This window comes from Pirellulales bacterium (assembly GCA_019694435.1).
Classification (GTDB): domain Bacteria; phylum Planctomycetota; class Planctomycetia; order Pirellulales; family JAEUIK01; genus JAIBBZ01.
The window spans coordinates 239,174-262,166 of the sequence record JAIBBZ010000002.1; the positions used below are offsets into that span (position 1 = coordinate 239,174).

19 protein-coding genes are annotated in these 22,993 nt (G+C 65.5%); 10 read left to right on the forward strand and 9 right to left on the reverse strand.

Annotated features, from left to right (window positions below; genetic code table 11):
- Nucleotides 1–31: 31 nt before the first annotated feature.
- Nucleotides 32–754, reverse strand: coding sequence for an SDR family oxidoreductase (locus K1X74_03210; protein MBX7165335.1), 723 nt, complete (start codon nt 752–754; stop codon nt 32–34).
- Nucleotides 755–813: 59 nt separating this feature from the next.
- Complete coding sequence (locus K1X74_03215; protein ID MBX7165336.1) at nt 814–1,536, reverse strand: DUF502 domain-containing protein; 723 nt, start codon at nt 1,534–1,536, stop codon at nt 814–816.
- 189 nt (nt 1,537–1,725) lie between these two features.
- Here K1X74_03215 and K1X74_03220 point away from each other — a divergent pair, with 189 nt between their 5' ends.
- Nucleotides 1,726–2,088, forward strand: a complete 363-nt coding sequence (locus K1X74_03220; GenBank protein MBX7165337.1) for a PadR family transcriptional regulator — start codon at nt 1,726–1,728, stop codon at nt 2,086–2,088.
- Entirely contained in the window at nt 2,066–2,803 is a 738-nt protein-coding gene (locus K1X74_03225) for a hypothetical protein (protein MBX7165338.1), read from the forward strand. The genes K1X74_03220 and K1X74_03225 overlap by 23 nt, the downstream gene beginning before the upstream one ends.
- Here K1X74_03225 and K1X74_03230 read toward each other — a convergent pair.
- Nucleotides 2,800–4,587, reverse strand: coding sequence for a redoxin domain-containing protein (locus K1X74_03230; GenBank protein MBX7165339.1), 1,788 nt, complete (start codon nt 4,585–4,587; stop codon nt 2,800–2,802). The two genes, K1X74_03225 and K1X74_03230, sit on opposite strands and share 4 nt — an antisense overlap.
- A 408-nt stretch (nt 4,588–4,995) precedes the next feature.
- Here K1X74_03230 and K1X74_03235 point away from each other — a divergent pair, with 408 nt between their 5' ends.
- The 4 genes from K1X74_03235 to K1X74_03250 all read left to right on the forward strand — a co-directional run bounded on the left by K1X74_03235 (nt 4,996) and on the right by K1X74_03250 (nt 11,150).
- A complete protein-coding gene (locus K1X74_03235; protein MBX7165340.1) occupies nt 4,996–6,033 on the forward strand; it encodes an ROK family protein in 1,038 nt (345 codons plus the stop codon).
- Nucleotides 6,034–6,114: 81 nt separating this feature from the next.
- Entirely contained in the window at nt 6,115–7,917 is a 1,803-nt protein-coding gene (lepA, locus tag K1X74_03240) for a translation elongation factor 4 (GenBank protein MBX7165341.1), read from the forward strand.
- A gap of 30 nt (nt 7,918–7,947) precedes the next feature.
- Nucleotides 7,948–9,357, forward strand: coding sequence for a signal peptidase I (gene lepB, locus K1X74_03245; GenBank protein ID MBX7165342.1), 1,410 nt, complete (start codon nt 7,948–7,950; stop codon nt 9,355–9,357).
- Nucleotides 9,358–9,410: 53 nt separating this feature from the next.
- A complete protein-coding gene (locus K1X74_03250; protein MBX7165343.1) occupies nt 9,411–11,150 on the forward strand; it encodes a S26 family signal peptidase in 1,740 nt (579 codons plus the stop codon).
- 34 nt (nt 11,151–11,184) lie between these two features.
- On the opposite strand, the gene K1X74_03255 is transcribed toward K1X74_03250, so the two are convergent.
- Nucleotides 11,185–12,171, reverse strand: a complete 987-nt coding sequence (locus K1X74_03255) for a PEP-CTERM sorting domain-containing protein (protein MBX7165344.1) — start codon at nt 12,169–12,171, stop codon at nt 11,185–11,187.
- A 310-nt stretch (nt 12,172–12,481) separates the two neighbouring features.
- Between K1X74_03255 and K1X74_03260 the strand changes: the two genes are divergently transcribed.
- A complete protein-coding gene (locus tag K1X74_03260; GenBank protein ID MBX7165345.1) occupies nt 12,482–13,867 on the forward strand; it encodes a PhoPQ-activated pathogenicity-related family protein in 1,386 nt (461 codons plus the stop codon).
- A gap of 34 nt (nt 13,868–13,901) precedes the next feature.
- Here K1X74_03260 and K1X74_03265 read toward each other — a convergent pair whose 3' ends face one another.
- Nucleotides 13,902–14,714, reverse strand: coding sequence for an SDR family NAD(P)-dependent oxidoreductase (locus tag K1X74_03265; GenBank protein ID MBX7165346.1), 813 nt, complete (start codon nt 14,712–14,714; stop codon nt 13,902–13,904).
- A gap of 239 nt (nt 14,715–14,953) precedes the next feature.
- Here K1X74_03265 and K1X74_03270 point away from each other — a divergent pair, with 239 nt between their 5' ends.
- Complete coding sequence (locus K1X74_03270; GenBank protein MBX7165347.1) at nt 14,954–15,256, forward strand: NAD(P) transhydrogenase subunit alpha; 303 nt, start codon at nt 14,954–14,956, stop codon at nt 15,254–15,256.
- A gap of 74 nt (nt 15,257–15,330) precedes the next feature.
- Nucleotides 15,331–16,728, forward strand: a complete 1,398-nt coding sequence (locus K1X74_03275) for an NAD(P)(+) transhydrogenase (Re/Si-specific) subunit beta (protein MBX7165348.1) — start codon at nt 15,331–15,333, stop codon at nt 16,726–16,728.
- Between the two features lie 67 nt (nt 16,729–16,795).
- Here the strand turns inward: K1X74_03275 and K1X74_03280 are convergent, their stop codons facing one another.
- A complete protein-coding gene (locus K1X74_03280) occupies nt 16,796–17,956 on the reverse strand; it encodes a Re/Si-specific NAD(P)(+) transhydrogenase subunit alpha (GenBank protein MBX7165349.1) in 1,161 nt (386 codons plus the stop codon).
- Between the two features lie 187 nt (nt 17,957–18,143).
- On the opposite strand from K1X74_03280, the gene argS reads away from it, so the two are divergent.
- Nucleotides 18,144–20,111, forward strand: a complete 1,968-nt coding sequence (argS, locus tag K1X74_03285) for an arginine--tRNA ligase (protein MBX7165350.1) — start codon at nt 18,144–18,146, stop codon at nt 20,109–20,111.
- Nucleotides 20,112–20,138: 27 nt separating this feature from the next.
- Here the strand turns inward: argS and K1X74_03290 are convergent, their stop codons facing one another.
- The 3 genes from K1X74_03290 to K1X74_03300 all read right to left on the reverse strand — a co-directional run bounded on the left by K1X74_03290 (nt 20,139) and on the right by K1X74_03300 (nt 22,948).
- Nucleotides 20,139–21,161 (reverse strand): PIN domain-containing protein, encoded by a 1,023-nt coding sequence (locus tag K1X74_03290; protein ID MBX7165351.1) that lies wholly within the window; start codon nt 21,159–21,161, stop codon nt 20,139–20,141.
- 111 nt (nt 21,162–21,272) lie between these two features.
- Entirely contained in the window at nt 21,273–22,373 is a 1,101-nt protein-coding gene (locus K1X74_03295; protein ID MBX7165352.1) for a deoxyguanosinetriphosphate triphosphohydrolase, read from the reverse strand.
- 35 nt (nt 22,374–22,408) lie between these two features.
- Complete coding sequence (locus K1X74_03300) at nt 22,409–22,948, reverse strand: HIT domain-containing protein (GenBank protein ID MBX7165353.1); 540 nt, start codon at nt 22,946–22,948, stop codon at nt 22,409–22,411.
- Between the last annotated feature and the right edge of the window lie 45 nt (nt 22,949–22,993).

Sequence of the window (22,993 nt, forward strand, 5' to 3'; positions counted from 1 at the left end):
CTCGAACCCACCCACGGCACTCGCGACTAGATTACCGGCGCGGCGGACGGTTGCCCAATTGGATCACGCCCGATCCCACGCAGGCGCCTGCGGCCGATGCCAGATAGGCGCAGAATTCGCCGACTTCTTCGGCCGTAATCCACTCGGGCCGGGCATGCGCCGCGCGGGCGCGGGTGTGGATATAACCGAACATGACCTGGTTGATCCGCACGCAGGTGTCTTTCATTTCTTCCATCAAGACCCGGGCCAACATCAACTGGCCGGCGCTGTTGACGGAGACGACACCGTATTGGGCGATCGGCATCACGGCTGAGAGGCCACCTAGCAGCGTGTAGCTGGACCCCTGCCGGCCGGCTAGGACGGGCAGCCAGGTTCGGGCCGCCACAAAATGCGGCGAGAGGTTGCTGTCCCAGTAATTGCGCCAGGTTTCGAAGGGCACGTCGACCAATTTGAGCCGTTCGTCCCAGGTGCCGCCGAGCGACGCGACCACGGCATCGAGTCGGCCGACGCGACTGAGCACCTCGTCGCGAACGCGCACGGCGTCCGCCGGATCGCCGACGTTGCCGACCACAGTCATCAGCCGCGGGCTCGCGGCATCGTCGCCGAGATATTCGCTCAGCCGATCGAGGGCCACCTGGGTACGCGAGGGGACGACGACCGTGGCCCCGGCTCGCAAGAAGACGCGCACGATGGCTTCGCCGACGCTTCCCGTTCCCCCGGCGATCAGGCAATGGACTCCATCGAGATTGGACATGGGTCGAATCGCAGGGTGAGAGCAATGCAGGCCGGTCGACCGGCTCGTACGCGGCCATTTTAATCGTTGGTTCGTCCCAGAGCTTGCCCCTTGTCGAGGGAGGTTTCGGCCGCCATGACGTGCCCCTGCGGGACGACGTTTGGCGTGCGGACTCCCAGCGAGAGGTAGATCTGCATCATCTCGTCGGCCGACATGTCGAGCGGGCGGACCTGGCTGGCCGGCACGAACATCACCCAGCCAGTCATGGGGATCGGGGATGTCGGCACATAGACAGCGCGAAATTCGCGATCTCCGAAGCGAAACACCGAAGGCGACGCGAGCAGACAGACAAACCCCGGGCCGGTGGCGCTGTCGAGCGTGCAGAACACCACGTTCATGCCGGCCAGTTCGGCCGGCTGCTCGCTGCGATTCAGCAAGGCGACGATCTGCGACACGGTGCCGTAGATCGGCTTCACGACAGGAATGTTGCCGATCACGGCATCGATGGCTGCCTGAATGCGATTTCGCGCACGCGTCTTCACCAGCACGCCCAACAGCCAAATTCCCGCAAAGGTGGCGAGCAGGCCAATGATCCAGGCCGTGGCGTCGTCGCCGACGAACTGCAAACCGACGCGGCGCATCGCCTGGCCCAGCGTGCTGCTGGGACCGAGCACCGACTGCAATTGTTCGACGAGCCAGGCCAGGATCGCGAGCGTGACGATGATCGGCAAGATGACGAACAGGCCCGACAGGAATGTCGAGACGATGCCTTGGCGAAGGATCCAGTTCAGCGCCGCGCGCATGACCGCGCCTCCCACTCTTCCGGTGAACAGCGATCGACACCCAACCGCTAGCTGGCACCAGCCTAACAAGTCGGTCCACGGGAGCAGCAGCCCGGCTGCGCGTGGGGCCCTATCGGTGTGGCCGGGCGAAAAACAGGCCGAAAAAACTGCGGTTGGAATACATCGAACTCCGAGGTATATATCACCGCCATGACGAAGACGCGTTCCAACCCCGACTTTCTCAACGGTGTGCCCGAGTTGTTGATCCTGCGGCTGCTCTGCGAGCGGCCCATGTACGGCTACGAGCTGGTGCAGGCGATTCGCTCGGCGACGGACGATCGATTGTCGTTTGGCGAGGGCTGCGTCTATCCCATCTTGCACCGGCTCGAGGCCGAGGGATCGCTCGTGGCCAAGCGCGAAAAAGCCGGTGGTCGGAGTCGTGTGGTGTATCGAGTGACCAAGGAAGGTCAGGGTCGGCTGGCGCGCGCGATCGATCAGTGGAAGCTGGTCGTCGACGCAGTCGGCCGCGTGCTCACAGGAGGAGCCGCATATGTCCAAGCCGCACTGGCTTAGTTCGCTCTCGAAGGATCTCGTACGTCAAGGCTTGCCGCCGGCCTATGCGCGGCGCGTGGCCGGCGAGCTGCGCGATCATCGCGCCGATCTGTTGCGGCGTCACAGCCTTTCGGCCGCCACGAGCGCCGACGCGCTCGCATCGGCCGAACGCGAGCTCGGCTCACCCGAGGAATTGACCGCGCGCATCTTGCACGAGTATCGAGCCCGACATTTCGCCGGGCGCCATCCGCGGCTGACGTTCCTCGTCGCTCCGGTGCCCTTGGTGCTGGCGATTGCCGCGGTGGAAGTGGTGACCCTGGCGCTGATGCTGCAAGGGCTGTCCTTGTGGCCGGGCGACCAGGTGCTCGGCGAGCTGTTCAACAGCGGCGGGCTGCTGAGCATGGGAGCGATCGTCGCCGGCTCGGCCCTGCTATGCATGACGCCGCCGTTGATTGTCGCCTGGCTCTTGTGCCGGTGGGCCAACTCGGCCCGGGTCTCGCGCCGGTTGTTGTTCGGCGGGCTGGCGCTGACGGCGCTGGTTGCGGCCCTGATTCAGACTTACTTTGGACCGGGCGGCAATGGGCCAGACGGGATCGGCTGGCAACTGCAGTTCGGCTTCTCGCTCAGCGAGGCGACTCTCTGGCGGCACCTGGCCCAATTGTTGTTGCCGCTGTCGCTAGCCGCGCTCTATCTGCGGTTGACCGCTGGCCCCGGTCGCACGCAATTGGCCGGCTAGTCGCCGTCTGTGTCGTTCGAATCATCCGCGCTGCTGGGTCCAGCGGTCGCGCTGGGCCCAGTTGCGGCAGCGGGTGCCGCGTCGAAGAAGCCGATCATCATTTCTTCCCAGGTCTGCTCACCGAAGGTGACCAGCGCCGTGGGATCGGGATTCGCCGGGTTGTCGGCCGAATTGTCGTAGCGCGCCGTGCATTGGAGCTTGGTGCCTTTGGGCAGCAGCTTGGGCTCCGCGAGCACGTAAGTGTTCTGCCAGTTGAAATCGTAGGCCGGCACGTCGAGCAGGATCTCCTCGGTGCCGTCGGGATACTTGGCCGTGTAGCGGAACGCCTTGCCGCGCAGGTGCATGTGCGGGAACAGCGAGATCAACAGCGTATCTCTGCGGAACCGCTTGTAGGCCGAGACCTCGTGGTCCGGCGCACCGGGCGGGATGTTCAAGAACGGATTGATGCCCGCCATCGTCTGCACTTCGCGAGTGACTTTCGCGGCATCGGTAAACACCAGGCCGACTTCGCTCAGATCTTCCTGCGGAGTGCCGTTGGGAGTGTAGTGCATCTGGAAGACGAGCTTCGAGCCGGCCGGGATCCGCTTGGCCTGCCCGGGCTCGAGAATCAGCGGACGTGCACCGGGCGCTGCGGCGCACAAGAAACCCGAGAACCCGCCACCGTGCCCTTGGCCACCTTCGCCGGGCTGGCGGACGAAGATGATGATGTGGTGCACGATCGAGCGGTTGCCGGGCCGGGCCTCGGCCTGCACGACCCATTTGTCCTCGGTAAAGCCGGGATCGACGACAAAGTGGCGATAGCCGACGACGCCCTCGGCCGGAATGTCGCTGGGATAGTCGGCCATCTTGAACACGGCGTCGGGCGTGTCGATCTGCCAGCCGGCCGTGAATTGCTTGGCTTCGGGCAGTTCGGCCGGGTCGCCTTCGGGTGCACCGTGCGCTACCCATTCGTCGATCGTGCGAATTTCCTCCGGTGTCAGTCGGGCATCGTTCGCGAACTTGCCATAGGCGGGATTGGCGTGCCAGGGTGGCATCCGTCCGTCGTGGATCACTTCGCGGATCGTCTCGGCCCAGCCGGCCACTTCGGCGTACGACTGCAAGGCAAACGGCGCGATCTCGCCGGGCCGGTGGCACGCCACGCAGCGCTCCTGCAGGATTCGAGCCACCTGGCTCGAATAGGTCACTTCGCTGCCGGGTAAGACCTCGCGCACTCGGCCGATGCGGCAGCCCGGCGCCGGCGTTTCGGCGACGGTCACGTCGCGGTCGGCCAGCAAGTCGTCGATCGCAGCCGCTAGATCGGTGCGCGTCGCCGTTTCGCGTTGGTAGCCGATGCCGTATTGATCATCGATTCGTCCCCAGTAGCGCACCTTGCGATCGCCGTCGAGCAAGAACACCTCGGGCGTGCGCACTGCGCCAAACTGGTCGGCCACGACGTTGCCGACGTCCTTGAGCATGGGAAAATCGACCCTGGCCGCCTTGGCCAGTTGGGCGATCTCCGTGACGCCGTCCTGACGGTTGGCGTCGATGCCGACGAAGGCCACGCCCTGCGAGCGATACTTCTCGGCCAATTGCTGCAGACGGGGTGCGTAGAGCTTGGCCAGCGGGCACTCCGTACCCAGGAAGGCGACGACGACCAGTTTCTGGTCCGACAATTCCGCCAGCCGGAACGGCTTACCGCGATAGTCCTGCAACGCGAAGTCGGTAATCGAGCGCCCCAGCGGGCTCGGCAGGGCTTCGTCGGCCGCAACCGGCCGCGTGCCAGACAACAGCATCAAGGACGCCAAGCAAAAGAGCCTCGGCACGAGGCCTCGGGTAGCACGCATCAACAGGGTTCCTACGGGAGGGCTGGATGGCGGACGGAAGATAATCGGCGGGATGGACTGGAAGCTGGGCCGGCGGCACCGTATGGCGCCGTCGGTCTCCACAGAGGCTACCGCCAGCCCATGGCTAGGGTTTCAGACCGCCCCCGATTTGTCCAGTTGGATTAGGCCGGGCAGAATTGAATCCGCAATCGTTCGCCGGGGGGGTGCAAGCAATTCGAGCACTCGAGGGGCGGCGAATACTATGGACCAGCCCGCGGCGGCGGCCGCGAGCAATTGCCGCGTTTTCTGCCAGCTTCTATACTTCCGGACCCTCGCCCGCCCGATTTTTGGCGGCCCCGCGGGTGTTCGACTCCTGCCGTAGCCTTCCTGATGTCTCAATCCCGGCAATTCATCTCGCGCCAACAGGCTCAAGGGCCGTTTTTTGCCGGCGTCGATCTGGGGGGTACGAACATCAAGGTCGGGGTGGTCGACGACCAAGGTCGGCCGATGAGCTGGCTTTCGCTGCCGACGGAAACGCAAAAGGGGCCTGAGGATGGGGCGCGGCGCATGGCCGAGGCGGTCAAGGCCGCGGCCCGGCAAGCTGGCCTGGAGCCGGGCGAACTGACCCGCGTCGGGCTCGGGTCGCCGGGGACGATGGACGTACCTGCCGGAATGCTCCTGCAGCCCCACAATCTGCCCGGCTGGTTCGAGTTTCCAATTCGCGATCGGTTGAGCGCCCATTGCGGCCTGCCGGTCAGCTTTGTGAACGATGCGAATGCCGCCGCCTACGGCGAATTCTGGGTGGGCTCGGGCCGCGAGTTTCACAGCATGGTGCTGTTCACGCTGGGAACCGGCGTCGGTTGCGGCGTGATTGTGGGCGACCTGTTGCTCGACGGCGAGAACAGCCACGGCGCCGAGTGCGGCCACATCATCGTCAATCATCATGAGGACGCGCGGCTGTGTCCTTGCGGACAGCCCGGCCACTTGGAAGCCTACGCGAGCGCCACGGCCTTGATCCGCCGCGCGGAAGAGTCGCTCAAGACGCGTCGCGACAGCAGCCTGCACGCGGCGTTGCAAAGCGGCGACGAGCTGAGTCCGTTGTTGGTGGCGCGCGAAGCCGAACGGGGCGACGAACTCGCGCGCGAGCTGGTACTCGATACGGCCCGCTACTTGGGGGTGGGCATTGTGACGCTCATGCACACGATCGATCCCAACGGCGTGGTCCTGGGCGGCGCGATGACCTTTGGCGGTCACGAAAACCCCCTGGGCCGCGAATTCCTGGCGCGTGTGATGACCGAAGTCCAGCGGCGGGCCTTCCCGGTTTTGGCCTCACGGATCAAGATTGATTATGCGACGCTGGGGGGCGACGCCGGATATATCGGCGCCGCTGGCGTAGCAAGGCTGCATGCCCAGCGGGCGCCTGGCTAGCTGTTTGCGGTGCGACATCGCACGGCGACCGGCGCCGCGCCACGGAGCTCTCACTCGACGGAAGGCCGCCCGCGGCCGCCTATGGACGGAAAATACATCCGCAACTTTTCGATCATCGCTCACGTCGATCACGGCAAGAGCACGCTCGCCGACCGGCTGTTGGAGTACACCGGTACGGTCGAGAAACGCGAGCTGCGCGACCAGTTGCTCGACGATCTGCAACTGGAACGCGACCGGGGGATCACGATCAAGGCCCGGGCCGTGGCGATGCGCTACAAGCACCAGGGGCAGCAATACGAGCTGAACCTGATCGACACGCCTGGTCACGTCGACTTCCACTACGAGGTTTCGCGCAGCCTGGCCTGTTGCGAAGGGGCCATTTTGCTGGTCGACGCGGCCCAAGGAGTCGAGGCCCAGACCGTGGCCAACGCGTTTGCCGCGATGGAGGGCAACCTCGACATCGTTACGGCCCTGAACAAGATCGACATGAAGAACGCCCGCATCGACGAGGTGCTGGTGGAGATGGAGACGAGCCTGGGCATCGACCCGACGACCGTGCTCCGTTGCAGCGGCAAGGCGGGCCTGGGCATCGAAGAATTGCTCACGGCGGTCATCGAGCAGATTCGGCCGCCCGCGGGCGATCCGGAAGCCGCGCTGCAGGCGATGGTCTTTGACTCGCACTACGATGATTATCGCGGTGCGATCATCTACGTGCGAATCATGAACGGCACGGTCCGCAAGGGCCAGAAGATCCGCTTGATCAAGGGCGCGAAGACCCACGAGGTGCTCGAGCTGGGGCAGTTCGTCCCGCAGCGCAAGCCGTGCGATTCGCTGCACGCTGGGCAAGTGGCTTACCTGATCTGCAATATCAAGTCGCTCAGCGACGTGCACATTGGCGACACGGTCACGGTGCCCGGCGAACTGGCCGCGGCGGCGCTGCCCGGCTATCGCCCGCCCAAGCGGATGGTGTATTGCGGGCTGTATCCCTCGGAGGGCGAGAGCTTCGAGGAGCTGCGCGAGGCGCTCAACAAGCTGTCGATCAACGATCCGAGTTTCGAGTTCGAGCCGGAGACGAGCGACGCTTTGGGCTTTGGGTTCCGCTGCGGCTTTTTGGGCATGCTGCACATGGAGATCATCCAGCAGCGGCTCGAGCGCGAGATGAATCTCGACCTGGTGCAGACGGCGCCGAACGTCACCTACGAGATCCTCACGCGCAGCGGCGAAACGCTGCAGATCTACAATCCGCAAAAGGTGCCCGAGGCGGGCCTGGTCGAGGAATTCCGGCAGCCGATCGTGCGCGTGAATTTCATCCTGCCGGTCGACTCGATCGGGCCGGTGATGCAGCTGTGCAACGACCGCCGGGGCGTGTACGTGCGGACCGAATACTTGTCGCCGACCCGGGCCATGCTCGTCTTCGACTTGCCACTGGCCGAGGTGATCTACGACATGCACGACAAGCTGAAGAGCTGCACCCACGGCTACGGCACGATGGACTACGACCTGCTGGGGTACCAGGCGGCCGAGCTGGTGCGGCTGGATATCCTCGTGGGCGGCAACCGGGTCGATGCTTTGAGCATCATCTGCCACCGCGACGACGCGGAACGCCGCGGCCGGGCCGTGGTCAAGAAGCTCAAGTCGGAGATCGAACGGCACATGTTCGAAATCGCCCTGCAAGCGGCCATCGGCACCCGCGTGATCGCCCGCGAGACGATCTCGGCCATCCGCAAGAACGTGACCGCCAAGTGCTACGGCGGCGATATCACGCGGAAACGGAAATTGTGGGCCAAGCAGCGCGAAGGTAAAAAGCGGATGAAGGCCATCGGCAACGTGGATATCCCGCAGAAGGCCTTCATGGCCGTGCTCGATTCGGGCTCCGAACGCTAAACCGGCGCCCGCCTGGGATGCGTCGCAGGCATGCAGTCTTTTTGGACCGAAACGCCGCCGCAGCGTCAGGGCCCTTTGCGGCTGACGGTCGAGTTCTTGGTTTGCCTGGTGATCGCGGTGCAGTTCTACCGCACCTGGTTCGTCGAGGGCTTCATCGTGCCCAGCGGCTCGATGGCCGACACGCTGCGGGGTAACCACCGCGCGGCGGTGTGCCACGAATGCGGCTGCCGATTTGTCAGCGGCACCGACGTCCTGCCTTTGCCCGAGACGGCCGTCTGCCCGAATTGCGGCAACCCGTTTGTCGAGCTGGCCACGCTGCCCGACACGGCGGGCGACCGGTTGCTCGTACAGAAGACGGCGTTCACGCAGCGTCCGCCGCACCGCTACGAAGTCGTGGCGTTTCGTTGCCCCGACGTGGCGCACAAGGTCTACGTCAAGCGCGTCGTCGGCCTGCCTGGTGAAGCGGTCGAGATTCGCGCTGGCGACGTGTACATCAACGGCCAGTTGCAGCGCAAATCGCTCGAGGAATGTCGGCGCCTGGCGGTGCTCGTGTATGACGATCGTCATCGACCGCGTCACGAACCGGCGCTGCCGGCACGGTGGCTGGGCGATACGACCGATTCGCAATGGCGGGTCACGCCGACGGGCTACGTCCTGGCCGCCCCCAGCGAGCAACGCGACGCGCGCACCGAGATCGAGTGGCTTACTTATCGCCACTGGCGGCGCGTGCGCGGCTGGCCCGACCAAACCGAAGAATCGCCGGTCAATGACGACTCGGGCTACAACCAGAGCCTCTCGCGGTTGTTGAACTATTGCAGCGACTTGGGCTTGCGGTGCCGGGTGACGTGTCGCGGCGGCGGAGAGCTGTGGTTTTCGCTGACCGACGGCCGGGAACAGTTCCGCCTGCGCATCGACCGGCGCCGCGGTCGCATCGAGCTATGGCAGAACGGGCACCTGGCCAGCGAAGCGGCCCTCGACGCCGCGTTGTTTCATCAACCGGCACAGCTCGAATTGATGTTGTTCGACCGCCAGGTGCTCGTGGCCGTCGACAATCGACTGCTCTTGCCCCCGTTCCATTACGAGTCGTCGCCCGCGCCGCTGCAGCCGACCAGCCGGCCGTTGGCCATCGGGGCGCGCGAATTGAAGGTCGCGGTGGACGACCTGGTGATCGTGCGCGACGTGTTCTATACGCAGCCTTTGGCGCCGGTGAAGCCCTGGGGCGTCGGCGAGGCATACCGTCTGGCTGCCGACGAGTATTTCATGCTGGGCGACAACAGCCCGCTCTCGGACGACAGCCGGATGTGGACGACGGGACCCGGTGTGCGGGCTGAATTGCTCGTGGGCAAGCCGTTTGTGGTGCATATGCCCAGCCAGGCGGTCGAGCTGGGCCGGTTGCGGCTGCAATTCCCGAGTCCCGCGCAGGTTCGCTATATTCGCTAAAGGAGGGTTGGAATGACGGCGATATTTCGGGCCACGTGGCCGCGGAAGGCTGGATGAGCGTACCGCAGAGCGAAACGACCGAGCCTGATTCGGCCCTCCTGCCGGCGGAAGCTCCTGTGGTCTCGCCGCCGGCGATCGACGGCACGCGCGAGACGATCGAGTCGATCGTCGTCGCGTTCTTGCTGGCGTTCTTGTTTCGCACGTTCATCGCCGAGGCCTACGTCATCCCCACCGGGTCGATGGCGCCCACGCTTTTGGGCCGGCACAAGGATTTGCTCTGCCCCGAGTGCGGCTACCGCTACCAGGTCAACGCGAGCGAGGAAGTCGATCCGCGCAGCGGCTATACGTATCCTCCGAGCGATAAAAAGACGGTCGTGGCCGGGATCTGTCCGTTGTGCCGGTTTCGGACCCGGATGGTCGATCTCGAACCGCCGGCGAAAGACGAGCCGTCCTACAAGGGCGACCGGATTCTCGTGGCCAAGGGCGTGCCATTGAACCGGCAGCCTCAGCGCTGGGATGTGATCGTGTTCAAGTATCCCGGCGAAGCCGAGATGAACTACATCAAGCGGCTCGCCGGCTTGCCGGGCGAGACGGTGCGCATCGAGCGCGGCGATCTGCTGGTGCGCACGCCGGAAGGAGAAAAATTTGAGTTGGCGCGCAAACCACCCGCCAAGATGCGCGCCTTGTTGCAGATCGTGCACAACAACGATTACCCGCCGAGCTGGATTCGCGAGCGCGGTTGGCCCGACCGCTGGCAGTCGGCACCCGCCGCGGCCTGGCACCGCTCGGCCGACGGGCGCAGCTTCGATTGTGCTGCGGCCGACTCGGCCACGCTCGAGTATCGGCATCTCGTGCCGACGCAGCGCGATTGGGACCGGTTCGAAGAGGGGCCCTTGCCGGCCGACTACCCGTTCAAGCCGCAGTTGATTGCCGACGCGTGCGCTTACAACTCGGGCGCAATTGCCGCCGATCCCGGCGAAGTGCCCCTGCAATCGCTGGGCGTCCATTGGGTCGGCGATCTGGCGGTCGAACTCGAGTTGCGCTCGACCGAGACCCCGGTCGAGGCGAGCCGCGTCGAACTGGCCCTGGTTCGCGCCGGGCGGCGGTTCACCTGCCGGCTCGACCTGTCGGCCCAACGTGCCGAATTGGGGATCGACGGCCTCGACGGGTTTCATCCTGCGGCCAAGATCGACTTGCCCCCGGGCAGCGCGCGGCAGTTGTTGTTGGCTCACGTCGATCGCCAGTTGCTGCTGTGGATCGACGGGCAGCTGGTCGAGTTCGACGCAGCGACGACGTACGACGATTTGGGCGATCGAAGGCCGACCGCCGAGGACCTGGTGCCGGTACGGATTGTCGCCGAGCGGGCCGCGGTCGACGTCCGGCATCTGCGCGTGCTGCGCGATGTCTACTACATCGCCTCACGATTCAATTCCGATCCGATCAACGACTACCTCGACCCCTCGGACGTGTATCCGGGGAACAGCGAGGCGGCGCTGGCCGAGTTCCTGGCGACGCCCGAACGCTGGGACGTCTACGTCGATGGGCTGCGCAACGTGGATTTCGCCCTGGGACCGGACGAATTCTTCCCCTTGGGCGACAACAGCGGCCGCAGTGCCGATGGCCGCCTGTGGGGCGGCAGCGAATACTTCGTGCGCCGCGAGCTGCTGGTCGGCCGCGCGCTGTTGGTCTATTGGCCGCACGCCTGGCCCACGGCCTGGCACGTCGACGTTCGCGGCACCGATGTCCAGGTGCCTTTTGTGCCGCAATTCGGGCGCATGGGCTGGATTCGTTGACAGGGGCTCGGCCGCGGCCTGCGCGACTGCCGGCCTAGCAGCGGACGCTGCGGAGCCGCCGACGGGCCAGCCAGATCAAGGGCAGTCCCGAGACCATCAGGACGATGGTTCCTGGTTCGGGGACGAGGGCCACGATCTGGTCGCGGTAGACCGACAAGTCTGCCGCCAGCGTGTGCGCGCCGCCGGAGACTGCCGATTGGTTCGGCACGTTCGACCAGCCATCGGGATAACCGACGCCAATCATCACGCCCGAGAGTTCCCACTGATTGGTGACGAGGTTCTTGTAGAAGACCGCGCCGCCCGAATCACCCGCCGCGGCGGCCGCTTCGTGTGTCGTAGCGCCGATGTCGAAGCGCATGGCAAAGCCCTGCACGGAGCCGAGCCCGACAAAGTCGACATCATTGTCGGTCATCTCGTTGGTGCCCCAGCGTCGAGTGACCGAGCCGCCCCATTTGAACCCCGTGGCGTCCCAGGGGTCGTTTGCATTGACTTCCGTCCAAGCCCAACTGTTCGGGTTGGACTGATCGACGTCCCAATAGAATTGCGACGTCTGCCGGTTGAGCCCCTCGCCGATCAGCACGAGGTCCGAGCCGTTCGCAGGCGTTGATTGGCTGATTTTGACCGCGGGCAAGCCCGGGTCGGCATCGATTTCGAAGACCAGCAGATCGGTCTGCGAGTTATCCGGGTTCAGCAACCGGACGCCCGAATTGGCCACGGGCGTATAAGGAACGCCGCCGAAGCGGACTTGAGATTGATTGGAGACGACGCTCAGGCCGATGTGGGCAGCCGTGAGAACCTTCTTGTTGCCCAGGTAGATGAACGTCCCGGCGCCAGAGCCGTGCAGGCGGCCAATATTGTTCCAGCCTGGATCGTCGACGGGGGCCGTGGTGTTTCCTTGGCCGTTACCGCTGGCGATGATCAGGGCCGGGGCCGGGGCTACCGCCCAAAGTGCCACCAGCGCAACAGCGCCGAAACCGCGCACGGCAGTAGGCCGTGGAGCGATCGATGACTGTGAAGTCACGAGCAGTCCCTCCTCGTTTCCGTGCGGTCCCCCCAGGCTGAACTGGCGTGCTCACGACAGCCCAGGACCGCAAATCCCCCCTGCAGTTTTTCACGCTACCGAGGTGGCTGGGGTGCTTCAAGCATAATCCGGTGTTTTCTGCATGGATTTTCGCCGTCACGGCGTTTGTCATGCTCTGCGGCTCAGTTTAGGATGCGGTTCTGCATTGCAGCGACGGGGGGTTGGGTCGCCGCAGTGTTCCTGCCCGGTGCGTTCAAGCCTGCGCCGGTTTTCCTGCCTTGCCCAAATCTCTCCCTCAAGGAACCTGATCGTGCTCCGCTTCACGTTGCGTGCCGGCTCGGTGATCTGTGCTGTGTTGGTGTTGCTGGTGTCGGTGCGGCCGGCCGCGGCCCAATTGGCCCCCTCGAGTGCTCTGAAGGCGTACGTCGCCAAGCCCGACGCGAGCTACGCCTGGACCAAGCGGCGCGAAGGCACGGTCGGCGGGGTGAAGTACGCCGAACTGATTCTCACCTCGCAGACCTGGCGCGATATCGTCTGGCGCCACCAACTGCTGATTCTCGTACCAGAAAAGGTCGAGACGCCCGAGCACGCCTTGCTGCTGATCTCGGGTGGCGGCTGGAAGGACTCGCTGGCCGAACCGCCCAAGGCCGACGAGCCCTTGGCCGAAGAGACGGCCGTGCTGGCCACGGCCTGCAAGCGCGCCGGGGCGCCCGTCGTGCTGCTCAGCCAGGTCCCGCAGCAGCCGATCTTCGGCGGTATGGTCGAGGACGAGATCATCAGCTACACGTTCGAGCAGTATCTGAAAACCGGCGATCTGGAATGGCCGCTGCTGCTGCCGATGGCGAAAAGCGCGGTACGGGCGATGGACGCCACGCAGGAATTTGCCAACGCGGAACTCGGCACCACGATCAAGTCGTTCACCGTCACGGGGGCCTCGAAGCGCGGTTGGACCACTTGGCTCACCGGCGCGGTCGACCCACGGGCCACGGCCATCGCGCCGATGGTGATCGACATGCTCAATACACCCGCCCAGATGAAGCATCAACTGGCCACCTGGGGTGAGTTTTCCGAGCAGATCGAGGACTATACCCGTCGCGGCATTCAAAGCTCCGAGGGAACCGAAGGCGGTCAGCGGCTCAACACCATTGTCGACCCCTACAGTTACCGCGCGACGCTCACGCAGCCGAAGTTGTTGATCTTCGGCACCAACGACCGCTACTGGCCGCTCGACGCGTGCAACCTGTACTGGAACGACCTGCAGGGCGACAAGTACCTGCTCTACGTGCCGAACAACGGGCACGGCCTGAACGATTTCCAGCGGCTGCTGGGCAGCATCACGGCGCTGCACAAGATGAACGCCGGCAAGCTCGAGTTTCCGAAGTTTGCCTGGAATTTCGACGAGAATGCCGACCGCCTGTTGCTGACGACGACTTCGAATCAGAAGCCGAAGAAGATGGTGGCCTGGACCTGCACCGCGCCGACGCGCGACGTGCGCGAGGCCAAGTGGAGCCAGCAGCCGATGACCGAGAGCGAAGCGGGCTGGAGCTTCGAGCTGCCGACGCCCAAGGAGGGCTATGCCGCGACCTTCGCCGAAGGCGTGTATGACGCCGGCGGGATGCCCTACTACCTGTCGTCGAACGTGCGCATCATCAAGGCCCCCGGCGCTCCCGAGGCCAAGGTGGGCGGCGGAAACTGACGTCCGAAGGGCCACGCCCCGTTCACGCGATCACTTACACGAACGGCATCCGGCGGGCGACGCGCGGCAGTAGCCATTGCGTCGCTCGCGGGGAGAACCGGCTGAGCAGGTCGATCGCGTGCATTTCGGGGCCGATCACCACGCGGCGCTGGTTGCGTTCGATCGCGCGGACGATCCGCGCCGCGTCGCGCTCGGCGGCCATGCCCCGGCGCTTAAGGAATGCTGACTCAAGCGCTTGCTTGTGCCGGTTAACCACCCGACCGCGGTCGACGATGTCCGTGGCCACGGCCGGTGGGTAGATCAGCGACAGGCCGACCTGCGTGCCGTGCAATTCGGCGGCCAACGCTTCACAGAATCCGCGGATGGCGAACTTCGTGGCGCAATAGCCGCTCTTGGTCGGAAAGCCGACGAGACCGAAATCGCTGCAGACAGTGACGATGTGGCCCTCGTCGGCCGCAAGCAGATGCGGGAGCATGGCCTTGCAGCCGTAGATCGTGCCCCAGAAGTTCACGCCCACGATCCAGGCGTAGTCGTCGAGCGACGTTTCGGCGACGGGGCCAGCCACCGACACCCCGGCGTTGTTGACCAACAGGTGCACGGCGCCGTGGCGCTCGAGCACCGCCGCGGGCAAATCGAGCATCGCCGCTCGGTCGGCCACGTCGAGCACGTGGGTCGAGACTGCCGCGCCCGCCGCAGCAAGTTGTTCACCCGCGGCTGCCAGCGCGCGGGCATCGAGATCGACCAGCGCCAGCCGGCATCCGGATTGCCGCAGCCGCTCGGCGAGGGCCCGACCAATGCCGTGGGCCGCCCCGGTGACGACGGCAACGCGATCGCGCAACGTCCGCATGGTCAAATAGGCCGGCGCCGCGAAATAGAGTCGATCCTTGGGTAACGATCCGGCGCCCAGATTAACGCAGCCCGGGGCCCGCGGCGACCTTGGTGGTCGAGTTCGAGCGCCGGCGGCCGGTGGGCCGCGGGGCCGAATCGTCACAGGTGGTGCCCCTGGGCATGCTCATCCTGGCAGCCTCTTGCTATACTCGCCGTCCTCCAACGGTGGCACTTGGCGTGGCAAGATTGGGCTGGCGTATGGAACTCAATGTCCTGACGGCGTTCTTGCAGCTCTATGTGTTCGTGCTGGCAGGGTTTGTCGGCTTCCAGGTGATCACCAAGGTGCCGGCGCTGCTGCACACGCCGCTGATGTCGGCCACGAACGCCATCTCGGGAATCTCGCTGGTCGGCTCCATCGTGGCGGCCGGGGCCGACTACAGCGTGGTCAGCACGATCCTGGGCACCCTGGCCGTGACGGCGGCCACGATCAACGTCGTCGGTGGTTTCATGATCACCGACCGGATGCTGAAGATGTTCAAGCGCCATGAGCCGCACCAGTGAGCACCGCCTGTGACCTGATCGGACTGCTGGCCGCAACGCATGCGGCTGCCGCGACGCCGTCGACGGCGCGCGAGGTGATTGTCCAGGGGCTGTACCTGGTCTCGGCCGTGCTGTTCATCTTGGGCCTGCGCGGCCTGACGCATCCGGAGACGGCCCGGCGCGGCATGCAGATGGCCGCCGTCGGCATGCTGGTCGCCGTGATCGGGACGCTGTTCCATCACGATATCGTGCAGTTCGGCTGGATCCTGGTGGGTCTGATCGTGGGTTCGGCCGTCGGTGCGGCCATCTCGATCTGGATGCCGATGACGGCGATTCCCCAGCGAACGGCGATTTCGCACGCGTTCGGCGCGCTGGCCGCGACGCTCGTCGGCGTGTCGCATTACGACCACCATGTCCGTGTGCTCGGCGAACAGCTCTCGCGTGTCGAAATGGCGGCGCTGGGGTTTGAGGTCATGTTCGGCTCGCTGACAATCACCGGCAGCATCATGGCGTTTGCCAAGCTGCAGGGCCTGGTGCGCAGCGCGCCGATCACCTATCCGTTCCAGAACCCGAGCAACATCGGGCTGTTTTTCGTCGCCCTGGCGTTGCTGATCGGCCTGGTGGCCGTCGATTCGTCGCTGCCGATCCACACGGTGATGTTCTACGGGATGATCCTCGTCGGCCTGGCGCTGGGCGTGCTGATCGTCGTGCCGATCGGCGGCGCCGATATGCCCGTCGTCATTTCACTGTTGAATTCCTACGCCGGCCTGGCCTCGAGTGCGACAGGCTTTGCGTTGGGCAACAACGTGCTGATCATTGCCGGCGCGCTCGACGGCGCGTCGGGCTTCTTCCTGTCGATCCTGATGAGCCGGGCAATGAACCGCTCGTTTGCCAACGTGCTGTTCGGGGCGTTCGGCGGCGGCGATTCGACCGGCGTCTCGGGGCCAGGCGATCGGCCGTCCGAGGTGCGCAGCATTTCACTCGACGATGCCGCCGTGCAGTTGGCCTATGCCCGCCAGGTGGTGATCGTGCCCGGCTACGGGCTGGCCGTGGCCCAGGCCCAGCACCAGGTGCGCGAGCTGGCGACCCTGATCGAGGAGAAGGGCGGCGAGGTGCGGTATGCGATTCACCCCGTCGCGGGGCGCATGCCGGGCCATATGAACGTGCTGCTGGCCGAGGCCAACGTGCCCTACGACTCCCAGTTCGAAATGGAGCAGATCAACGACCAGTTCGGCATGGTCGATGTGGCGCTGGTGGTCGGGGCCAACGACGTCGTCAACCCGGCGGCCCGTAACGACCGCAGCAGCCCGATCTATGGCATGCCCATTCTGAACGTCGATCAGGCCAAGAGCATCATCGTGCTCAAGCGGAGCATGAACCCCGGCTTCTCGGGCATCGAGAACGAGCTGTTCTACGACCCGAAATGCTCGATCTTGTTCGGCGACGCGAAGGATTCGCTCACCAAGCTGGTGGCCGAGATCAAGGCGGGCTGAGCGGCCCGCTGTGCACGCGTACCGGTTGCCGCAATTCAGCAGCCGAGAGCTGTCCCGGCAGCCGGGGTCACTTCACGGCGGGGGCCAGCCCAAGGGACTCACGCAGCCGCGGGTGGACGACCTGTCCCTCGCGGGCCACGAGCGATTCGCGAAGGATCTCGTCTTCGAGATTGATGTTGAGCGCGCCGTTCTTGACCAGCAAGGCCAGGAACGTGGTCACGTTCTTGCCATACAGGGCGCTGGCGTCGGCCGGCAACGTCGTGGCCAGATTGAGCGGGCCGACGACCGCGACGCCGCCAACGTCGATGATTTCGCCCGGGCGAGTGCACTCGCAGTTGCCGCCGCGCTCGGCGGCCAGATCGATGACTACGGCGCCGGGCCGCATGCCGGTCACCATGTCGCGAGTGACGAGGATCGGTGCTTGCTTGCCGGGCACGGCCGCCGTGGTGATCACCACGTCGCTGGCGGCGACGACCTTGGTCATGACTTCGCGCTGGCGGCGATAGAAATCTTCGTCCTGCGCCTTAGCGTAGCCGCCCTTGTCCTGGGCGTCGGCCGTGGTCAGCGGTAGCTCGACGAACTTGGCCCCCAGGCTTTCCACCTGCTCTTTGACGGCCGGCCGGACGTCGTAGGCCTCGACCACGGCACCCAGCCGCCGCGCGGTGGCGATGGCCTGCAAACCGGCCACACCGGCCCCGATGACAAACACCTTGGCCGGTGCGACGGTGCCGGCGGCGGTGATCATCATCGGCATCATCTTGGGCAGGCGGTCGGCCGCCAGGAGCACGGCCTTGTAACCGGCCAGCATGGCCATCGACGACAAGACGTCCATCGCCTGGGCCCGCGTGATGCGCGGCACCAATTCGAGCGCGAAGATCGTCACGCCGCGAGGGGCGGCTGCGGCGATGGCCTGGGGCTGCGACAAGGGCTCGCATTGGCAGACGAGCGTCGCGCCGGGGCGGAGCATTTCGGCATCGGCGCTGCCAGCCGTCTCGTTGGCACCCAACGCCCGTACTTGCAGCACGATATCCGCCGCGAAAGCCTCGGCACGCGACCCGATGCGCGCCCCCTTGTCGGCGAACGCCTGATCGGCGAAGCCCGAATTCAGCCCTGCGCCCGACTCGACGACGACGTCCAGCCCGAGCTTTTTGAGCGCGGCGATATTGCCGGGCACGATCGCCACGCGGCGTTCACCGGCCAGACTTTCTTGGGGGATCCCGACGAGCATGGCGGCGAAATCTCTGCTGATCGAAGGCTGACCCGGTGGCGACGCGCACGCAGTGCGGCCGACAAGTGGCGTGAGTTTGGCACGTTTTGCCGTGGATGAAAAGCCCTCGGGCTTGCTCAAAAGGGTCGCAGCGTGCGAGACTGGGCGACTTCTTTCGTCGATTCCCGCTAGCCGCTTGCTGTACGCGATGAACCTGGCCGAGTTGATCAGCGACCGCCTGACCGTGGCGGCAAGCCGGTTGAGCGCTGAACCAGGCGATCTGGCGTCGCAGGTCCGTCAGGCACAGGACCCGAAGTTCGGCGACTATCAGATCAACTGTGCCATGTCGCTGGGCAAGCGGCTGGGTCGCCCGCCGCGCGAGGTGGCCGCCGAGCTCGTGGCTGCGCTCGACCTCGGCGATTGCTGCGAGCCGCCGGAGATCGCCGGGCCGGGCTTTATCAACTTGCGGTTTCGCCAGGAGTGGCTGGCCGCCCGGTTGGCCGAGGCCGTCGCCGACGAGCGTTTGGGCATCGCCCTGGCCGCCCGGCCGCGGACCTATGTCGTCGACTATTCGGCGCCCAACGTGGCCAAGCCGATGCACGTGGGCCATATCCGCTCGACGGTCATCGGCGATGCACTCGTCCGCACGCTGCGGTTTCTCGGCCACCGCGTGATCAGCGACAACCATCTCGGCGACTGGGGTACTCAGTTCGGCATGATCTTGTACGGTTATCGCAACTTCCTCGATGCGCCGGCCTACCAGGCACGTCCGGTCGATGAGTTGTCGCGGCTGTACCGGCTCGTCAGCAGGTTGGTCGACTACCACGAGCGCCGTGCCGCCCGATCCGAACTCGTAGCGAAGGTCACCCGGGCTGCGGCCGAGTTGGCCGGCGCGGAGCGCGCCGCTCAGGCCGCGGCGGCCGATCCCAAGCAGACCAAGGCCGCCGGCAAGCAACTGGCCAAAGCCCAAGCGGGGCTGCGCGAGGCCGAAGCAGCGCTGGCCGAGACCGACGACAAGCTGGCGGCCATCGACCACGATTCGCAACTGGCCGCGCTGGCGCGCGAACACGCCGAGATCGGCGCGGCGGTCTTGCGCGAGACCGCGCTGCTGCACGCGGGCGACCCCGAGCGGCGGCGGCTGTGGAGCGAGTTTCTGCCCAAGTGCCTGGTCGATCTCGACGTGATCTACCGCCGGTTGGGGGTGACGTTCGACTACACGCTGGGCGAAAGTTTCTATCACGATCGCCTCGCAGGCGTCGTCGCCGAGCTCGAACGCCTGGGGCTGGCGCGCGCCAGCGAGGGGGCCGTGTGTGTGTTCGTCGAGGGTTACGACGCCCCGATGATCATTCAAAAACAGGACGGCGCGTTCCTCTACGCGACGACCGATCTGGCGACCCTGCAATACCGGCTCGAGACGTGGCGCCCGGACGCCATCTTGTACGTCGTCGACCACCGGCAGAGCCTGCACTTCGAACAGTTGTTCGCCACGGCCCGCCGCTGGGGCATGCAAGACGTCGAACTGGTGCACGTCAGCTTTGGCACGATCCTGGGGAAAGATGGGCGACCGTATCGCACCCGTGCCGGCGACACCGTGGGCCTGGCGTGGCTGTTGGACGAGGCTGTCGAGGCAGCACGGGACGTCGTCGGCTCGGGCGAGGGAGGTCGTGAGCTGGCGCCGGCCGACCGCGAGCGCGTGGCCGAAGTGGTAGGCATCGCGGCGCTCAAATACGCCGACTTGTCGCAAAACCGCACCAGCGACTATGTCTTCGACCGCGAGAAAATGGTTTCGCTCGACGGCAACACGGCCACTTACATGCAGTATGCCTATGCCCGGGTGCAAAGCATCTTTGCCCGGGGCCAGGTCGACGCCGACGCGCTGCGCCGCGGCGACGCCAAGATCGTGCTCGACGCGCCCGCCGAGCGGCAGCTCGCCTTGGCCGTGCTGCGGTTTGCAGAGGCCTTGGCGCTGGCGATGAGCGATTATCGCCCCAGCCAGTTGACGGCCTATCTCTGGGAGTTGGCCAACTGCTATTCGGCGTTCTTCGAGGCCTGTCCCGTGCTCAAGGCCGAAACGCCCGAGCTGCGCACCAGCCGGCTGTTGTTGTGCGACTTGACGGCGCGGACGCTGTGCACGGGCCTGGCGCTGCTGGGCATCGAGGTCGTCGAGCGGATGTAGCGCCGCGCGGAGTGCAGATCCGCGACTTCAATTCGCGCGGGCCGGTTCGGGCGCGCTTTCGTAACGGCCGAAGATCATCCGCCCCGCGCTGGTCTGCAAGACGTTGTTGACGGTGATCCGTACGGTGCGATTGATGTGATCGCGGCCGAATTCGACGACGACCATCGTGCCATCGTCGAGGTAGCCGACGCCCTGCCCAGCCTCTTCCCCCGGCTTGACGATTCGCACTTCCATCGTCTCGCCCGGCAACACCACGGGCTTGAGCGCGTTGGACAGGTCGTTGAGATTGACGACGCCCACGCCCTGCACGCGCGCCACTTTGTTCAGGTTGTAGTCGTTGGTGATGATCTTGCCGCCGAGGTGCTTCGCGAGCATCACCAGCTTCAAGTCGACCGGCTGGCCGGCGAATTCTGGCAGCTCACGTTCATAGATCTGGAAATCGACTTCTTGATTGGCGCGCAGGCGGTTGAGAATGTCGAGCCCTCGGCGGCCGCGACTGCGGCGCATGCGGTCGGAGCTGTCGGCGATTCCCTGCAGCTCGGCCAGCACGAACCGCGGCATGATCAATTGGCTGTCGAAGATCCGGGTCTCGATCACGTCGGCGATGCGGCCGTCGATCACGACGCTGGTGTCGAGCAGATAGGGCCGTTGGCCTTTGACTTCCTTGGAAAACTCGACGTAGGGAATGATGAACCGAAAATCGTCGCGAGTCTGCATCAACAAACTGATGCACAAATAGCACAGCACTAGGGCCGCCACGAACTGCAACTGCTCGCGGACCTGCGATTCGATCGGCAACGGCGTGAGCGCGAGGCCAAACACGTACGTGAGAAACAGCCCCACGATCAATCCGAAATAGACCGACGTGATCGTGTCGAGGCGCTTGCGCGGCAACAGTGCATCGGCGGCGATTACCGCGCCGGCGAGCAGGAGCATGCCCACCAGCACCGCCCAGGAAAACCCCAGCAGCTCGGTCTTCGATTGGAAAACCGACACTCCCAAGCCTGCCGCGACGACCAGAAACAACAGGCGCAGAATCAGCAGGGGCATGGCAGGCGTTCGCCGAAGCGGGAGGAGACTCGAACCGACCAATTCTAACATGCCCGCGATGCCCCACCAAGTTCGGGGGGCTGCGCGTGCGCGTAGGCCGCCGCGAATTCGTCAAACGCTGCGACAAATCTGGGTGTGCTGCTGAGCCGCGTAGCGATCGGTCATACCGGCCAGGTAGTCTCCCACGGTGCGCTCCAAGCCCGATTCTGCCACGCGCTCGGCAAACACCGCGGGCAGCAGCGAAGGACGCGCCACAAGCGCGGCGAACATCTCGCGGAGCATCTGTTGCGCCTGGGCGCGCATTTCGAGCACCTGCGGATGCCGGTAGACACGCAGGTAGAGAAACCGCTCGAGTTCCGACTTCAGCGGCGCCAATTCGTCGCCGGGTGCCACGAGCACGGGCGCCGCGCGCACGTCGTCGAGCCGGTGCACGCCGGCGGCGGCGATCCGGCGCTGGGTGTGCTCGAGCAAGTCGCCGACTTGCCAATTCAGCAGCTCGTGCAGCACGGCCCGTTTGAGCTCGTTCCGCGACAGGGCCTGGTAGCGCCGGCGGGCCTGTCGTGCGGCCGATTGCCAGAGAGGGATTTCGAGCAGCTCGTCGAGCTCCAGGAGCCCGAGCTTCAGGGCGTCGTCGGCGTCGTGCGTGTCGTACGCGACGCTATCGGCCGCGTCGACGACTTGCACCTCAAGCGGCGGGCGCTCGGTGGCCGCTCCCCGGTCGGCACGGGTGGCCTGCCCGGCCAGGACTTCCAGCGAGAGATTCAAGCCGGGAAAGTCGGGATAGCGCTGTTCGAGCTGCTCGACGATGCGCAGGCACTGGCGGTTGTGGCTGAAGCCGCCTTGATCGTGGAGGCACTCGTCCAGCACCGTCTCGCCCGAGTGGCCGAACGGCGGATGCCCCAGGTCGTGGGCCAAGGCGAGCGTCTCGATCAGGTCTTCGTTCAGGCGCAGGGCGCGGCCCAGGTTGCGGGCCACGGAATTGACTTCGAGCGTATGCGTCAGCCGGCTGCGATGATAGTCGCCCAGTTCGCCGGTGAAGACCTGCGTCTTGTCGGCCAGCCGGCGATAGGCGCCGCTGTGCGTGATGCGGTCGCGGTCGCGTTGAAAGGGGCCGCGATAGGGATGCGGCGGCTCGGCATAGCGCCGGCCGGCCGTGTGCACGCTGTGCAAGGCGAACGGCGCCAAGATCGCCGCTTCCCGGGCGACGATCATCTCGGGGACCAGGGGCAACGATTGGCCGATCGACATTACGGCTGCCCCGCGTCGGCCAACAGTTCGCGCAAAGCCTCGAGCGACTGCGGAATCACCTTGACGCCCGCCAGCACCGGCATGAAGTTTGTGTCGCCGTTCCAGCGGGGCACGATGTGCCAATGCAGATGGCCCGGCAGCCCCGCGCCAGCCGTGCGCCCCAGGTTAAGGCCGACGTTGAAGCCCTCGGCGCGCATCCGCGCGCGAATCGCCGTCACCATGCGACCCAGGGTACGCATGCAGGCCAGATGCTCTTCGTCGGTCAGTTCGTCGAGCTGGCCCTTGTGCGCGAGCGGCGCGACGAGCAGGTGCCCGTTGTTGTAGGGGTAGCGATTGAGGATCGTAATGACCGCGGAGCCCTGTTCGACAACCAGGTTTGCAGCCGCGCGCGAGGCACCTTCGGCGACCGCGCGGCAGAGGAAGCAGCTTTCGTCGGCGCCCGGCAGGAAATGACGCTCGGGCCGGGTTTCGTCGGCGCCGGCGTCTGCGCCCTGGATGTAGGCCAGTCGCCAGGGGGCCCAAAGCTGCTCGTGACTCATGGCTGTTGTGCTCTTCCGTGAGTGCTGCGCCGGATGTCTGGACCC